Consider the following 14,396-nt stretch of genomic DNA (forward strand, 5'->3'; position numbering starts at 1 on the left):
TCACAGTCCTCCCTCCAGGATTCGAGTCACCAGACCGGCCAACAAGGTGGCGCGCGGGATCATCTGATCTATCTCTACGTGTTCTGTCGCTGCGTGGGCACCACCGCCGACGGCACCGAGGCCGTCCAACGTGGGAGTTCCGACTGCGGCAGTGAAATTTCCGTCCGACGCACCGCCGACTGCGCAGTCGCGAAGCATTCCCAACCCGCTCTCACTGCTGACCTGGTGAGCGAGAAAGTACAGCTTCTCCGAAGACACTGATTCCAGTGGTCCACGGTTGGGTCCTCCGGACACCGAAATTCGGCTTTCGGCCAGCGCCGGTGTCAGCGCACGGATCGAACGGTCGATGCGTTCCTGTTCCTTCGCGGACCACATGCGAACGTCACACCACAGTTGCGCTTGCGCTGCAACGGTATTGGTCGTGGTTCCGCCACTGATCACGGACGGCACCACCGACGTTCCCGCCGCCGGGTCCGCGAGCTCCACCACGGCCTGAATCTGATGTGCGAGCTCAACTACGGCGTTCACACCTCGCTCCGGTTCCAGTCCGGCGTGTGCAGCGCGTCCCTCGATGTCGACGCAGTACAGCGACATACCCTTGCGCGCGGTCTTCACCGCGCCGTCGGCGACGGCCTCGAGTACCAGCACAGCGTCGACCTGACGGGCTTGCTCCTCGATCAGTGCGCGCGAGGTCGGGGAGCCGATTTCCTCGTCGGAATTGAGGAGCACGACCACCCCGTCGAGCGACGGAAGCGATGCGAGCGCATGGAAGAGCTGGACGATGCCGGCCTTCATGTCGAAGACTCCGGGTCCGGTGGCGATGTTGTCGGTGACCGACCAGGGCAACTCCGCGAGCGTTCCGAGCGGCCAGACGGTGTCGAAATGGCCCAGGAGCATCACCTTCGGCTCCGCGCCGAACGACCAACGCAAGTGCTGGCGTCCGTCGATACGGATACGTTCGGGGGCGCTTCCGAGATGGCGTTCGCCGATGTCGGCCACCACGTCCGCACATGCATCGACTGCGCTGAGGTCGGAACTGGGCGACTCGGCGGTTACCAGCGCCGCCAGGTCCGCCACCATTGATTTCTTGTCCACTCCGACGCTCTCCTGTCACCGACTTGCAACTTCGCAGTCAAGCTTGGTCGAAGCGACCCTGTCGGATCTTGTCCAAGACTCCTGTCCTTCGGGCTCGGATTCGTCGTGTGTCACGAACAGCTGGGTGTGACAAGCAACTGTGTGTCATCAAGCAGGTGTGTCAGGTACCGATCTCGGTTCGGGCGGCAAACAGCTCAGGGAAGAAGCTCAACTCCAGCGCACGTTGCAGGAACCCGGCACCACCACTCGAACCGCCGGTCCCCTTCTTCATGCCGATCACCCGCAGCACGGTCCGAAGATGCCGGAACCGCCACAGCTGAAAGCTCTCCTCGAGGTCGACCAACTCCTCGAATGCCTCGTACGCCGTCCAGTGCTGTTCGACGTTCTCGTAGATTGCCTTTACCAGCGGAATCAGCTCGTCGTTGCGCACGTAGGGCGCGCTGACGTCTCGTTCGAGAGCCGACGCCGGAACGTCGTAACCCTGCCTGGACAGGTACCGCCAGAACTCGTCGTACAGCGTCGGCTCTCCGAGCAGGGTCTCCAACAATCGATGGGCGGACGGATCCGATTCGAACACCTTCAGCATGCCGGCGTTCTTGTTCCCGAGCACGAATTCCACGGCGCGGTACTGGTACGACTGGAACCCCGACGAGTTGCCGAGAACGCCCCTGAACTCCGCATACTCCGCCGGCGTCAGTGTCGCCAACACGGACCACTGTTCGGTCAGAGTGGCCTGGATGTGTTTGACGCGTGCGATCCGCTTGAATGCGACCCGAATGTCGTCGGCAGCGATCGCTGCTCTGGCCGCCCGTATCTCGTGGAGAAACAGCTTGAGCCACAACTCGCTGGTCTGGTGCTGAATGATGAACAAGAGTTCGTCGTGGTGTTCCGGCTCGCTCACCGGATGCTGCGAATCCAGGAGGGTATCGAGTCCGAGGTAGGCCCCGTAACTCATCTTCTCGGAAAAATCGGTGACGACGTCGTCTTCGATCTTTCGTGTGCCGTCCGTTGCCGACATCTTCAGTCTCCTTCTCAGAATTTCGCCGGGGTCTGCGGAACGATCATGGCCACCAATGCGGCAGCGCTCGTCGCTCCGACCAGGACTCCGAATGCAGCCATGTACGAGAACTGGTCCACCATCCATCCCATCACGAGCGGGGTGATGAAACCGGCGAACTGACCACAACCGTTGATCAAACCCATTCCGGAACCGAGGAATTCGGAAGGAAGTGCCCGCAACGGCATCGCGAAGATCGACATCGAACACAGACCGCTGATGCCTAGAGCCAACGTCTCGTAGAACGTGAACATCGCGACGGTGTCAGCGGTGGTCATCAGGAACAACAGGACTGCCGACGTGGCCATACACGGAACCAGAAGAATCCGAGCCCGGTCGTGGAAGTACTTGTCCACCAACCGCCCGCCCACAATCGTGGCCAGCGCCGTGACGATGAAGGGGATCGCGGCAAAGATTCCCGTGTCGATCAGCGAGAGTCCCTTGTCGTTGAGCAGATAACTCGGCACCCAGGTCATCAGACCGTACGCGGACATGTTGGCCAGGCAGAACAGAATTGCGAACTTCCACACCGACGCGGACTTGAACACCGCGGCGCGAGAGTGCTCGCTCGCCAGAGGTTGCAGCGCAGCCTCCGGATCTTCCGAGATTTCCGTGTCCAACGGTGCCGGCAGCACCAACCACACCACCGTGCCGATCACAGCGCCGACGATGGCCACCAGCCAGAACGCGTCCCGCCACCCCACGGCCATGAGGACCGGCGCGATGATCAGCGGTGCGACGCCGGGGCCGAGGTTGTTGGCGCCGAGCATGAAACCCATCGCGGTCGCTCTGGTTTTCGGACGCGTCCGCTCAGCCAAAGCCTTGAACGACGCCGCCGGAAAGAGCCCCTGGCTGATGCCGAACATCGCACGCATGACCATCAGCGAGATGAGACCCCACGCGAACCCTGTCAACGCGGTGAACACCGACCACAGGATCAACGCCACGATCAACAGTGGCCTGGGTCCGAAGCGGTCGGCCAACATTCCGCCGGGGACCTGCCCGAGCATGTAGAAGATCGCGAAGACCGAAACCACACCACCCAACTGCGTACTGCTGAGAGAGAATTCGTCGCCGATCATCGGAAGCGCAAGCCCGATCATGACGCGATCCACCATGTCGATCAACCAGATAGTACTGAGCAGCCCCACCGTAACGGTGGTCGTGCGACGAATCGACCTGTTGTCCAACATGTTTCGAACCGAACCGCCGGTCCCCCGCGATGATTCTTCCACCGTGACGCGTTCCGCCTTCATCAAGCCTCCCGAATTGCCTTGTGCCGCATGGACTAGAACATTGAAAAGACTGATGAAGTGTGACAGCGAACACGTCTACCGCATTGGTCCGTTTCACCAATACCTGAAGCAACGTTTGGTCGGTCGGAACATGTTCTGCCCCAGTAGATGACAAATGCCGCCGACGCACACGGCGTCGGCGGCATTTCGCGATAGAGTCGCTACTTCATCACGTGCGATTGGCGACTGCCACGATCGTCGAGACGCCTGCGGCTGCAAGCCGAGCATTGACAGTGATCAGGCCGAGAATGTCGTCGACGCTGCCGAGTGTGTGCGAAATCGTACGATCCGAAATCCGTCGTGAGCCGGGAACAGCCTCGGCGAGTTCCGCTCCCGTAGTGGTGGGGTGAACGATCTCGAGGGTCCACTCGTCACGCAGCTCGACCGGCTTCAGTGTGTCGGCCTTGCGCACTGCGCGCTCGGCGCCTGCTCGGATCTGCTCGCACGCCAGCGACGGCGGCAGCGAATTGGTTGCCGACCATCCGTGTGCCTTCTTGACCTCGACGGTCTCGGTTGTCGGCGAGGCCGCGTCCACCAAGCCACAGATGATGTCGTCACCCGTCACGAGACCGACGGGAACGCCCTGGGTGGCAGCGTAGAGGGTGTTGACGTCGGTCTCGGAGACGGACTTGCCGTCGAGGCGGACGTCGGCGAACAAACTCGAGAACGTGTGCGCCAAGACGCCGGGTCCACCAGCTGGTGCGTGATAGCCGACAAACAGGGCGACGTCGTGATCCGACGTCATTCCTTCAGCCATGCACTGCATCTTCGGTGATCCGAAGATCAGGCGCGCCCGTGGATCCAGATCGGCGTGAAGCAGGTTGTCCATCGTTCCGTGGCTGTCGTTGACCAGGACGCTCGTCGCACCGGCGTCGAACGCACCGGCGATCGCAGCATTGGTCTCGGCGGTCATGAGCATCTGCGCACGGTGGTAGCCGCCACCGCCACGGATCGTCTGATCGAGCGTCGCGATACCCGCGGTACCCTCCATGTCCACCGAAATATAGACGTGCATTCCTGTCCTCCATCGATCTCAATCGGCTGAATTGATAACTTCGCTTTCACCTTCACACTCGACTGCATTCGTTTCTTGTCCGGTCGAACGGTGAGTCGGCCTCCATTTGGGACGTTCACACCAGAATCCGATACCCGAGCCGTGAAACCATCGGGACATTCGCCGGGCCAGGCGGTTCGACCAACGACAGGAGTGCAGCGCTGATGCAGGTCCACGACATCGTGTTCACCGGCGGCCGCGTCGTCGATCCCGCATCGGGGACCGACGAGGTTCGGGGCATCGCGATCACCGACGGCAAGGTCTCGGCGTGGGGTCACGACGCGATCGAGGCTCGGCAGACGATCGACGTGACCGGTCAGGTGATCTGCCCCGGATTCATCGACCTGCACAGCCACGGACAGGAAATCGCCGAGCAGCGACTTCAGGCGTTGGACGGAGTGACGACGGCCCTCGAACTGGAGGCAGGCGTCATTCCTGTTGCGAAGGCATATGCGCGTGCCGGTGCCGAGGGGCGCCCGATCAACTACGGCTACGCGACGTCGTGGGCGCACGCCCGCATGATCGAACTCTCGGGCGCCGATCCCGATGGCGACATCAGGACTCTCCTGCACCATGTCGGTTCCCCGAGCTGGCAGGGAGAACCGACCGCCTCCCAGCGTGCACACATTCTCGAACTCCTCGAAAACGATCTCGCTGCAGGCGCTCTCGGCATCGGCGTGGTGGTCGGATACGCCCCGAAATCCGATCCGGCCGAGTACCTGCAGGTAGCGGATCTCGCGGCCCGAGCCGGAGTTCCCACTTACACCCATGCGCGCCCACTCATCTCGGCCGATCCGTCGAGCCCGGTGGACGGCGCCGTCGAAATCGCCCGTGCAGCAGCCGAAACCGGCGCGCACATGCACTACTGCCACGTCAACAGCACCTCGGGAATGCACGTCGACCATGCACTGTCCGTGGTGGCTCAGGTCCAGGCAGCCGGATCTCGCGTCACGACAGAGGCGTATCCGTACGGGTCAGGCTCGACGGCCGTCGGAGCTGCGTTTCTCGATCCAGACAAGCTGCATCTGATGAATCTGACACCACGATCGCTGACTTTCGTGCCCACCGGTGAACGTATCGCGGACCGCAAGCAGCTGGAACATCTTCGGGCAACCGACCCCGGCGGACTGGTGTTGGTGGAGTTCCTCGACGAGAACGACACCGTGCAGCGCGAGTTCCTCGAACGCGCGATGACCTTCGACCGTGCCGCCATCGCGAGCGACGCGATGCCGCTGACCTGGCCAGGCCGTACCGCTGCCGATGCGTTGCAGTGGCCATTGCCGGAGAAGGCACTCGGCCATCCCCGCGGCGCCGGCACCTATGCACGTGCGATTCGTACGCTGTACCGCGAGCGTCAACTGCTGTCGCTGTCGGAGATCATCGCGCGCTGCTCGTTGATCCCCGCGCAGATTCTGGAGGAATCGGTTCCCTCGATGGCGACGAAAGGTCGGATCAGCCCCGGTAGCGACGCGGACATCCTCGTTTTCGACCCCGAGCGAATCACCGACAACGCCACCTACATCGACGGCACCCGTCCCTCCACCGGAATCAGCCGCGTGCTGGTCGGCGGCGTACCCGTCGTCGAAGGCGGTGCCGTGGTCCAGGACGCGTTGCCCGGTCGCCCGGTACGCCGCTCTTAGCCGGATCTCGTTCTGACCTGCATAGTTCTGACAGAAAGTCACCACACATGAACACATCGTCTGCAATCAACGGCACAATCGATGCCATGACGGATTTCGCGAACCCCCCGATCGGTTGGCAGCACAAGGCATTCGGCACCGACCTCGAAGGTCGCGACGGCTCCGACCTGGAGCCACTGGGGATCTCTGCGCTCGACGGCAACCTCCTGCTACCCGTGATGACACTCGATCGTGCAGCGATCGCGCACAATGTCGACCTCATGGCGCAGTTCTGCTCCGATCACGATGTGGATCTGGCGCCCCACGCGAAGACCACGATGAGCCCCGAACTGGTTCGTCGGCAACTCGACGCCGGGGCTTGGGCGATGACGGCGGCAACCGTTGCGCAGGCACGCATTCTGCGTGAGTTCGGTGTGGACACCATCATCATCGCCAGCCAGGTTCTCGATCCCGCCGGCATTCGGTGGATCTGCGACGCCCAGGCTACCGACCCCGATTTCTTCGTCACCACCCTCGTGGACTCGGTCGAGAGCGTCCGCCTGATGGAACAGTTGATCGCGAAAGTCTCACCGGCCAGCCGTATCCGGGTTCTCGTCGAACTCGGCTACGACAGCGGACGCGCGGGCGCTCGCACTGTCGAGCAAGCACTCGACGTCGCACGCGCAGCATCGCAGGCACCTTCGTTGATTCTCACCGGAGTCGAGGGGTTCGAGGGCATGATGCCCGGAGCCTCGGTAGCAGCCCGCCGTATCTCCGTCGATTCGTATCTCAAATCCGCGCGCGTTTTCACGGAAATCTGTGTTGCCGAGAACCTGTTCGAGAACAACTCCGCGAAGGCTCCCCGGCCACTGGTCACTTTCGGCGGCAGTGCGTTTCACGATCTGGTTGTACGCGAGCTGGCCGGACGGTGGGCACTCGACAGCGGTGTACGCGTCGTGCTGCGCAGCGGTTGCTACATCACTCACGATCACGGTCTCTATGCCGAGACTTCGCCATGGGCAGACGGACCACGAACTCTGCAGGGAGCCGCAGAGGTCTGGGGCGTAGTGCTCTCAATACCTGAACCCGGACGGGTGATCCTGGGCTTCGGCCGCCGCGATGTCGGTTCCGACGCAGGCTTTCCCATAGTCCTGTGGCGCCGACGCGACGGATCCAACCGATCAGCGCGAGAGCTGACGATCACCGCACTCAACGACCAGCACGCGTACGTCGACGTTCCGGCTGACTTCGACGTGAAGGTCGGCGATCTGCTCGGTTGCGGAATCTCGCATCCCTGCACCACGTTCGACAAGTGGTCACTGATTCCCGAGGTCGATTCGGATTACCGCGTCGTCGGCACGGTGCACACCTACTTCTGAGGGGCCGGTTGCGGTAATCCGGCGTCAGTCGTCCTTCGGGTCACGCGGCAATTCGACGCGGAACGTCGTCCCCTGCCCGAGGGAGGTCTCGACGCTGACGGTTCCGTCGTGCGCTGCAACCAAAGCCGAAACGATGGACAGGCCGAGACCGGCGCCCCCGGTCTCACGGGTGCGAGAGGTGTCGGCGCGGTAGAAACGCTCGAAGATCCGCGCGGCATCCTCGTCACTCAAACCCTGACCGGTATCCGAAACCTCGACCACCGCGGAGTTCTCGGTCGTACCGACACGAACGGTGACCTGCGCATCCGGCGGAGTGTGTTTGATCGCGTTGCCCACCAGATTGGCGACTACCTGACGCAGCCTGGCCTCGTCACCCTGCACTTCGGGCAGGCCCGGGCCGCCGGTCATCTGAAGTTCGACAGTTCGATCCGGTGCGATCGCTCGTGCCGCCTGTACCGAATCCGCCGCAACTGCAAGCAGATCCACCGGCTTGTTCTCGAGTGGACGCTGTTCGTCGAGTCTTGCCAGCATGAGCAGATCTTCGACCAGAAGTCCCATCCTCGACGCCTCGCCCTCGATCCGGTTCATCAGCGTTTCCGTATCCGTCATGGCGCCTTGGCGATACAACTCGGCGAACCCACGAATAGTCGTCAAGGGTGTGCGCAACTCGTGGCTCGCGTCGCCGACAAACCTACGCATCTTCTCCTCGGAACGCCGTGCTGATTCCTCCGAAGCCTCGGTCGCGGCAAATGCGTGTTGAATCTGCGCGAGCATTCCGTTGAGCGCCACCGACAGTCGGCCGACCTCGGTGCGGTCGTCACGCTCCGGGACCCGTCGATGAAGGTCGCCGGCGGCAATGGCAGCGGCAGTTTCCTCAACCTCGACCAGCGGACGAAGGCTCCGACGAACCACGAAATACGCTCCGCCGCCGAGGATCAGCAGGACAACCAGGCCGATGCCGAGTTGCAGGCCGACCAGGTCGTCGACGGTCTGTTCGATATCCGTCAGTCGCACACCGATAGTCGTGGTCGTGTTTTCGCGAACCGTCGTGAGAACTCGCCAGTTCACGTCCGAACCGTCGCTCGATCCGACGGTGATCGGGCCGTTGGTGGAATCTTTCGACAGGTCGGGTTCGGTCGTCGTCGACTTGTCGTTGAGAGTGAACACCTTCCCGTCCGCGGTCACCGTCCGAACGAAGAAGGGACTGGGCGGACGAGTTTGCGGACCGACATCGCTGGGTGGCTGCAAATCTCTGGTGTGCGGCTTTGCCCAGCCGTCGACCGCCTCGTACAGCGTTTTGTCGGTTCGCTGGGTCAGTGAATTCTCGAGAGCAGAAGTGACCGCGACGCCAGACGCCAACAGACCCAGCGCCGCCAACACCAGCAAGGCCGCAACCAGGGTGAAACGCAGCGGCAGTGAATGGAGACGGAAACGACCCCGCTTCGGAAGCTGATCGTTTTCCGCGGCGGCGATCATTGCCGCGGTTCACGCATCACGTAGCCGACCCCACGCAAGGTGTGAATCAGCGGTGTCTCCCCCGTATCCACCTTGCGCCGCAGGTAGGACACGTAGGACTCGACAACTCCGACCTCCCCGCCGAAGTCGTAGTTCCAGACGTGGTCGAGAATTCGAGGCTTACTGAGAACCGTCCCGGCATTGACCATGAAGTATCGGAGCAGTGTGAACTCGGTGGGTGAGAGTGCAACCAACTCGCCCTTCTTCCAGACCTCGCGGGTGTCGTCGTCGAGTTCGATGTCGGCGAACTTCACCCGCGGCGACTGCTCCGGTGCGACCCCGCGGCCGGCGCGGCGCAGGATGACCCGCAACCTCGTCACGACCTCTTCGAGGCTGAACGGCTTGGTCACGTAGTCGTCCGCGCCGAGGGTCAGGCCGCTGATCTTGTCGTCGAGCGAATCCTTCGCCGTCAGAAACAGGACCGGTGCGTCCACACCGTCGGCACGGAGGCGTCGAAGCAGACCGAAGCCGTCCATCCCGGGCATCATGACGTCGAGAACAATCGCGTCGGGACGGAATGTCCGCGCGACGTCCAGGCCTTGGGCTCCGCTCGAAGCAGTCGCCACCTCGAAACCCTGGAATCGGAGGCTCACGGAGAGCAACTCCACGATGGTGGGTTCGTCGTCGACGACGAGGATGCGGGCTTCGGGGGTCTTGTCGGTCACGAGAACCATCTTCTCCCCTGCCACTGGATTCTCGCTGTATGTTCCCTGGGAGCTTCCTGTGAACGGCTGAGTGCAGGTGAAAAGCTGGGGTACAGGCCCACGAACCGGAAGGATGCGGCATGTCACTACCTCCACTGTGGAACATGGAATGACTGTGGAACATGGAATGCTTGACCTGGCGTATTCCTCTGTTCACCAACAACTCCGATCCCGGCGAGGATCCCGGCTTCGCGCCACCGGAGTCTTGGGCACAAGCCCTCGCAGCTGTTGCCCAAGATCTGCGTTGCCTGCGATTCGGAGCTGAAGTTGTTGTCGATCGTCTGATCTGGGAATTTTCGATCAACAGCGACTACAACGTCACGATCGGCTGGCAAGGCGCACGTGACATCGGCGGATTCAGCCACTTCAACGCACTGTCGATGGATACTGCATTCGCGGACGCTTCGGTGTGGGTCGCCGATATCGTTCAGACCAAATTGGCCGGCTACGACTTCGTTCAGTGGCCGAGCCGAGGGCGCCATCTGCTTGTTCCTCGACTTCGAGACGGGGAACCGGTGTGGATGGATCCGCACGGCGATGCGACGATCAGTCGTATCGGCGAGTTGTGCAAAAATTCGACGAATTATGCAGCAACGTAGCCCAGTTCAAATCGCTCAGCTCTACGGTTCGGTGGCGTCCGCGCTGGTCGGCGGTGTGGTGGCTGCGTACGCAGTGGCCGAGTCCCGAGTTGACGACTTCTCGTTCTCCGACGACGGCCTCACCTCGGTGGTGATCACGCCGCAGTGGGCGGGAGCAACTGCCGCTGTGGTTGCGGCGGTCGGTGTTGCGCTACTACATCGCTGGGGACGTGGCGGACTCGCGAGTGTCTTCGCTGCCGTTGGCGCCCTCGTCATCGCGCTACCAGCATTCGTCCCTGTCTCCGCCTCGATATCGGTGACCCTGAACGCAATGGGAGCCGGCACTTTCCTCGCGGCGGCGGCATATCCGACGAAGAGTCACCGCGCAGCACAAATTGCTCTCGCACTCGGGGTGACCGCGACGACCCTGTACTTCGGCGCCGCAGACTTGTGGCGCGATCGCGTCGCCAGGTGGTCGCTCGCACTTCCGGGCGATACCTACCCCGTGCCGTCCACGGTTCCCGTCTGGATACTGCTCGCTGCAACCCTTCTGGTAGCCGGAGTCGCCTTGGCCGCACGATCAGGTCAAGAGACGGACGACGTCGACACACGCCTGGTGACTTTGGGAGTTGTTCTGCCCCTGGCATTCACGGCCCTGTATGCGTGGTTGGGCTCGACGTCGACATCGCCTGGGTCCTGGGTGACGGCGGTGGTGATCGCGGTTGCCGTTACCGTCGCACTGGCGTGGCGTTTGCCGCAACACGACGGCCGCTTCATACTCGCCGGACTCGCAATCGGCGCGGTTTCGATCAGCTCGATTTCCTTTTCATCCGACTGGACTTGGGCGGTGCCCGCGGTGGGTGCTGCGCTGGCGCTGGGCGTCGCCGTCGGCTGGAAAAGACCGATGCCCCAACTCGGGCTGGGACTGCTTGCCGTGACCGCACTCTCGGGATTGCTGGATGCCGCCCTGACCACGGTCGCCTATGTCTTCGTCCTCCCGCTTGCGCTGGGACTGGCCGTCGCGTCATGCATGCCTGTTGCCGTCGGAGCAGTCGCGAGCGGGTCGGTACTTCCCTTCACTCTTACCTTGTTCTCGGTTTCAGCGACCTTCCTGGACCCTGTCTCGCAGGAATTCGGGTGGTCGACCGCTCCGCTCGAGGAACACGGTCCGGCCGCCGTGACCACGCCGATTCCATTGACTGTTCTCGCTGCGACGGCGACGATCGTGGTGGTCATGTCGACCATCCATCTGAAGAGAGTTCGAACGGCTGTGGTGACCTAAATCGCCAGCTGATCGGGTCGGAACGCAGAATTCTGTTGCTATGGTTGGGTGGTCAACGACGACATCCGGACGAGCGCACCGTACCCGGCCAGCGAAAAGACGGTGCCTTGGGAGTTGTTCACCATGGCATGGATCGTGCTCGTCATTTCCGGACTTTTCGAAGCTGTCTGGGCTACCGCGCTGGGTAAGTCCGACGGATTCAGCAAGATGTCACCCACCATCGTCTTCATCCTCGGCCTGATCGTCAGTATGGCCGGCCTCGCGTATGCAATGCGCACCCTTCCCATCGGAACTGCGTACGCGGTCTGGGTCGGCATCGGCGCCGCCCTGACCGTCGGATACGCGATGATCACCGGTGCGGAGTCCACGTCGGTCGTCAAGATTCTGCTGATCCTCGGCATCGTCGGTTGTGTGGTCGGTCTGAAGGTCCTTCACTGACCGGCGATCCTGATGAGTGTTTGTGTGTTACCGGTTACAGTTAACGCATGAAACTGCTGGAGATGCTCACGCTTCCCCTACGCGCGGGCATTGCAGCCGCAGAGATCAGTTTGGGCATCGCCGAGCTGACGGTCACGACAGTTCGTATCGCCGTCGGTAATACCGGTGCCGTGACGGCGGGTGCTGCAGGCCTGGCCAGCCCCCGCGGACCCATGCAGATGATCCAGCAGTTGTCATCGCTTACTGCAGACGATCGGCCCATCGGGCAGGCCTTGGCCCCCGGTGGGCCGCTCGATCGCCTTCTCTCACCCGGCGGCCCGGTCGACAAACTGACTGCACCCGACGGCACTCTCGAACGACTTCTCGCTCCCGGCGGGCCACTCGAAAGACTTCTTGCCCCCGGCGGACCGCTGGATCGGGTGCTCGCCGAGAACGGCGCTTTGGAACGGTTGCTCGCCCCGGACGGTCTCCTCGACCGAATGATGGCGGAGGACGGTCCGCTGGAACGCCTGACCGCACAGGACGGTGCTGTCGAACGCCTGACTGCGAAGGACGGTGTCATCGATCGCGCACTGGCCGAGAACGGCATCCTCGAAACACTCTTGGCGGAGAACGGCGCCTTCGAACGGCTCATCGCCGAAGGCGGCCCGCTTGACCAGATCGTTGCACTGTCCGATACCTTGACTTCCCTCGCCCCCAACCTCGAGAGAATGAGCGCCAGCATCGAGGTACTGCAGGAAACAGTCGGAATCCTCAGTGCTGCAGTCGGTCCACTCGGAGAACTGGCCGGCAAGCTTCCCAATCGCTGGCTCAAGAGCAAGGGCGAACGCCCAGGGCCGGACCTTCCGATCGAATCGGCATAACAAACGGTTACTCGCCGATTACGTGGTCAGTTGTTGATCACGATGTTGAGATTGATGATGATTCCGCCGAAAGTCAGAATCGTGTTGGCCAAGCCAACGGTCATTCCACTGTTCAGAGCCGCGATCAGTCCGTTCATCGTCGTATCCCCTTCACTGTCTGCGGGTTACGCGTACAAGATTGTGCGCTGGCGCTGACAATAGGCCAAGTTCGCGACCTGCGCGCCATTGCGGAGAAAACTTGTACCGCGGTCGCAGTTTCCGCGTTAACTGTTGCAGGACAACGCAATTCCATATTCGGCGCACTACCCGCAAATGACTGAACCAAACATCACGATTAGGCATACGTATCCCACCCGCATAACCGTCTGCCCCACCAGACACTTGTCCACCCAAACAGAGTGCACAACAGTTAGTCCGGTGCAACAATAAGACGAATCGGACATGCCTGCGACGTGATGGGGAAGGGTGGTTGAGACAATGACGGCGCCGCGCATTGCCAGAGAACACCGCGGCCCTACCGGGGGCCGAAATTCTGCGTCGCAGGACAGCCTGGACGCCGCCTCGGACGCCCTGCAATCGCTGTACGCGCACCTCGATCCACATGCCCAGGCCGAGCAATTTCTCGAACAGGTCTGCAAACACGCCGTCGATCTCATCGCCGACGCCGACATGGCCGGAATTACCATCGGCGGTTCGGATTCGACATTCCGAACCGTAGCCGCCACCCACCAACTTGTTCGCACCGTCGACTCGATCCAATTCCGACTGGACTACGGACCGAGTGTGACGTCGTCACGCACGGGCACGGTTGTACGTGCGCATGCCAGCGAAGCACACAGCCGGTGGCCTCAATTCGCAAGCGCGGCAAAAGCAGTCGGCGCCGTCAGCTTCTTGTCGATGCCATTGCCCGGCAGAGATCGCCCGCTGGGAACCCTCAACCTCTACAGCCACGACCTCCGAGGTTTCACCGGCGCCGACGTGGCATTGCTCCAACTGTTCGCCGTCACCTCGTCCTACGCACTGCACAGCTCGCAGCGCCTCGACATCGCCAGAAAGCACGCGATGGACCTCGAGCGTGCACTCGAATCGAGAGGTGTCATCGAACAAGCCAAGGGCATCATCATGGGCACCCACCGCGTCGACGCCGACCGCGCCTTCCGCATCCTCATCCAGGACTCACAGCGCAGCAACGTCAAACTGCGAGTGATCGCCCAGCAGTACATCGACGGCGCGATCGATCCGCGCCAGGCCACGAACAAGCCTGAGACCAACTGAACCCGGCAAACACAGCATCTCCGCAAACACAGAGGCACCCACCAGAATCTTGGTGAGTGCCTCTACTTTCGGAGCCTCCTGTCGGGATTGAACCGACGACCTTTCGCTTACAAGGCGAGTGCTCTACCACTGAGCTAAGGAGGCGAAGACCGACGCGTTGCCGCGACTGACTTTGCGGAGCCATCATATCCAAGCCGTCACGGTGGCCGCGCCCGGGTCACGTTAGATAGCGTGGGCCCCAT

13 protein-coding genes, 1 tRNA gene and 1 riboswitch are annotated in these 14,396 nt (G+C 62.1%); of the genes, 7 read left to right on the forward strand and 7 right to left on the reverse strand.

Translation table 11 applies throughout. The features are described 5' to 3' along the window. From H351_RS27065 to H351_RS27080, 4 genes are all read right to left on the reverse strand, one after another. Positions 1–1,095, reverse strand: coding sequence for a M20 family metallopeptidase (locus H351_RS27065; protein ID WP_029254536.1), 1,095 nt, complete (start codon positions 1,093–1,095; stop codon positions 1–3). A gap of 160 nt (positions 1,096–1,255) precedes the next feature. Next, entirely contained in the window at positions 1,256–2,113 is an 858-nt protein-coding gene (locus tag H351_RS27070; protein WP_019747028.1) for a tryptophan 2,3-dioxygenase, read from the reverse strand. 14 nt (positions 2,114–2,127) lie between these two features. Continuing rightward, positions 2,128–3,408, reverse strand: coding sequence for an MFS transporter (locus H351_RS27075; RefSeq protein WP_021332445.1), 1,281 nt, complete (start codon positions 3,406–3,408; stop codon positions 2,128–2,130). A gap of 208 nt (positions 3,409–3,616) precedes the next feature. Next, the gene (locus H351_RS27080) at positions 3,617–4,462 is read right to left on the reverse strand and encodes a M55 family metallopeptidase (protein ID WP_029254535.1); all 846 of its coding nucleotides are present in this window, start codon (positions 4,460–4,462) and stop codon (positions 3,617–3,619) included. Between the two features lie 203 nt (positions 4,463–4,665). Here H351_RS27080 and H351_RS27085 point away from each other — a divergent pair, with 203 nt between their 5' ends. Continuing rightward, positions 4,666–6,141, forward strand: a complete 1,476-nt coding sequence (locus H351_RS27085) for an amidohydrolase family protein (RefSeq protein WP_020906335.1) — start codon at positions 4,666–4,668, stop codon at positions 6,139–6,141. A 47-nt stretch (positions 6,142–6,188) separates the two neighbouring features. Beyond that, positions 6,189–7,499 (forward strand): alanine racemase, encoded by a 1,311-nt coding sequence (locus H351_RS27090; RefSeq protein ID WP_029254534.1) that lies wholly within the window; start codon positions 6,189–6,191, stop codon positions 7,497–7,499. Between the two features lie 24 nt (positions 7,500–7,523). Here H351_RS27090 and H351_RS27095 read toward each other — a convergent pair whose 3' ends face one another. Together H351_RS27095 and H351_RS27100 are read right to left on the reverse strand one after the other, a co-directional pair. After that, the gene (locus H351_RS27095; protein WP_037119200.1) at positions 7,524–8,975 is read right to left on the reverse strand and encodes a sensor histidine kinase; all 1,452 of its coding nucleotides are present in this window, start codon (positions 8,973–8,975) and stop codon (positions 7,524–7,526) included. Next, on the reverse strand, positions 8,972–9,688 hold the full coding sequence (locus H351_RS27100; protein WP_007734368.1) for a response regulator transcription factor: 717 nt from the start codon (positions 9,686–9,688) through the stop codon (positions 8,972–8,974). Before H351_RS27100 ends, H351_RS27095 begins: the two co-directional genes overlap by 4 nt. Before the next feature lie 152 nt (positions 9,689–9,840). Here H351_RS27100 and H351_RS27105 point away from each other — a divergent pair, with 152 nt between their 5' ends. The 5 genes from H351_RS27105 (at position 9,841) to H351_RS27125 (ending at position 14,154) form a co-directional block, all read left to right on the forward strand. Beyond that, the gene (locus H351_RS27105; protein WP_029254532.1) at positions 9,841–10,317 is read left to right on the forward strand and encodes a hypothetical protein; all 477 of its coding nucleotides are present in this window, start codon (positions 9,841–9,843) and stop codon (positions 10,315–10,317) included. Beyond that, positions 10,304–11,578, forward strand: coding sequence for a hypothetical protein (locus H351_RS27110; RefSeq protein WP_029254531.1), 1,275 nt, complete (start codon positions 10,304–10,306; stop codon positions 11,576–11,578). The genes H351_RS27105 and H351_RS27110 overlap by 14 nt, the downstream gene beginning before the upstream one ends. 43 nt (positions 11,579–11,621) lie before the next feature. Further along, a riboswitch (guanidine-III (ykkC-III) riboswitch) is annotated at positions 11,622–11,687 on the forward strand. Positions 11,688–11,701: 14 nt separating this feature from the next. Beyond that, positions 11,702–12,016, forward strand: a complete 315-nt coding sequence (locus H351_RS27115) for a DMT family transporter (protein WP_020968517.1) — start codon at positions 11,702–11,704, stop codon at positions 12,014–12,016. A gap of 47 nt (positions 12,017–12,063) precedes the next feature. Next, positions 12,064–12,879 carry a hypothetical protein gene (locus H351_RS27120; protein WP_019747018.1) on the forward strand — a complete coding sequence of 272 codons (816 nt, stop codon included), beginning with the start codon at positions 12,064–12,066 and terminating at the stop codon, positions 12,877–12,879. A gap of 477 nt (positions 12,880–13,356) precedes the next feature. Further along, complete coding sequence (locus H351_RS27125; RefSeq protein ID WP_020968516.1) at positions 13,357–14,154, forward strand: GAF and ANTAR domain-containing protein; 798 nt, start codon at positions 13,357–13,359, stop codon at positions 14,152–14,154. 72 nt (positions 14,155–14,226) lie between these two features. On the opposite strand, the gene H351_RS27130 is transcribed toward H351_RS27125, so the two are convergent. Continuing rightward, positions 14,227–14,298: transfer RNA gene (locus H351_RS27130), tRNA-Thr, on the reverse strand. Positions 14,299–14,396: the final 98 nt, after the last annotated feature.

It is taken from the genome of Rhodococcus erythropolis R138 (assembly GCF_000696675.2).
GTDB lineage: Bacteria > Actinomycetota > Actinomycetes > Mycobacteriales > Mycobacteriaceae > Rhodococcus_F > Rhodococcus_F erythropolis.

What these genes read in the sequence shown, in the direction of transcription:
- H351_RS27115 (WP_020968517.1), top strand. Translation starts at nt 11,702, where the DNA reads ATGGCATGGATCGTGCTCGTCATTTCCGGACTTTTCGAAGCTGTCTGG.
- H351_RS27120 (WP_019747018.1), top strand. Translation starts at nt 12,064, where the DNA reads ATGAAACTGCTGGAGATGCTCACGCTTCCCCTACGCGCGGGCATTGCA.
- H351_RS27080 (WP_029254535.1), bottom strand. Translation starts at nt 4,462, where the DNA reads ATGCACGTCTATATTTCGGTGGACATGGAGGGTACCGCGGGTATCGCG.
- H351_RS27105 (WP_029254532.1), top strand. Translation starts at nt 9,841, where the DNA reads ATGGAATGCTTGACCTGGCGTATTCCTCTGTTCACCAACAACTCCGAT.
- H351_RS27095 (WP_037119200.1), bottom strand. Translation starts at nt 8,975, where the DNA reads ATGATCGCCGCCGCGGAAAACGATCAGCTTCCGAAGCGGGGTCGTTTC.
- H351_RS27110 (WP_029254531.1), top strand. Translation starts at nt 10,304, where the DNA reads ATGCAGCAACGTAGCCCAGTTCAAATCGCTCAGCTCTACGGTTCGGTG.
- H351_RS27090 (WP_029254534.1), top strand. Translation starts at nt 6,189, where the DNA reads ATGAACACATCGTCTGCAATCAACGGCACAATCGATGCCATGACGGAT.
- H351_RS27075 (WP_021332445.1), bottom strand. Translation starts at nt 3,408, where the DNA reads ATGAAGGCGGAACGCGTCACGGTGGAAGAATCATCGCGGGGGACCGGC.
- H351_RS27085 (WP_020906335.1), top strand. Translation starts at nt 4,666, where the DNA reads ATGCAGGTCCACGACATCGTGTTCACCGGCGGCCGCGTCGTCGATCCC.
- H351_RS27125 (WP_020968516.1), top strand. Translation starts at nt 13,357, where the DNA reads ATGACGGCGCCGCGCATTGCCAGAGAACACCGCGGCCCTACCGGGGGC.
- H351_RS27100 (WP_007734368.1), bottom strand. Translation starts at nt 9,688, where the DNA reads ATGGTTCTCGTGACCGACAAGACCCCCGAAGCCCGCATCCTCGTCGTC.
- H351_RS27070 (WP_019747028.1), bottom strand. Translation starts at nt 2,113, where the DNA reads ATGTCGGCAACGGACGGCACACGAAAGATCGAAGACGACGTCGTCACC.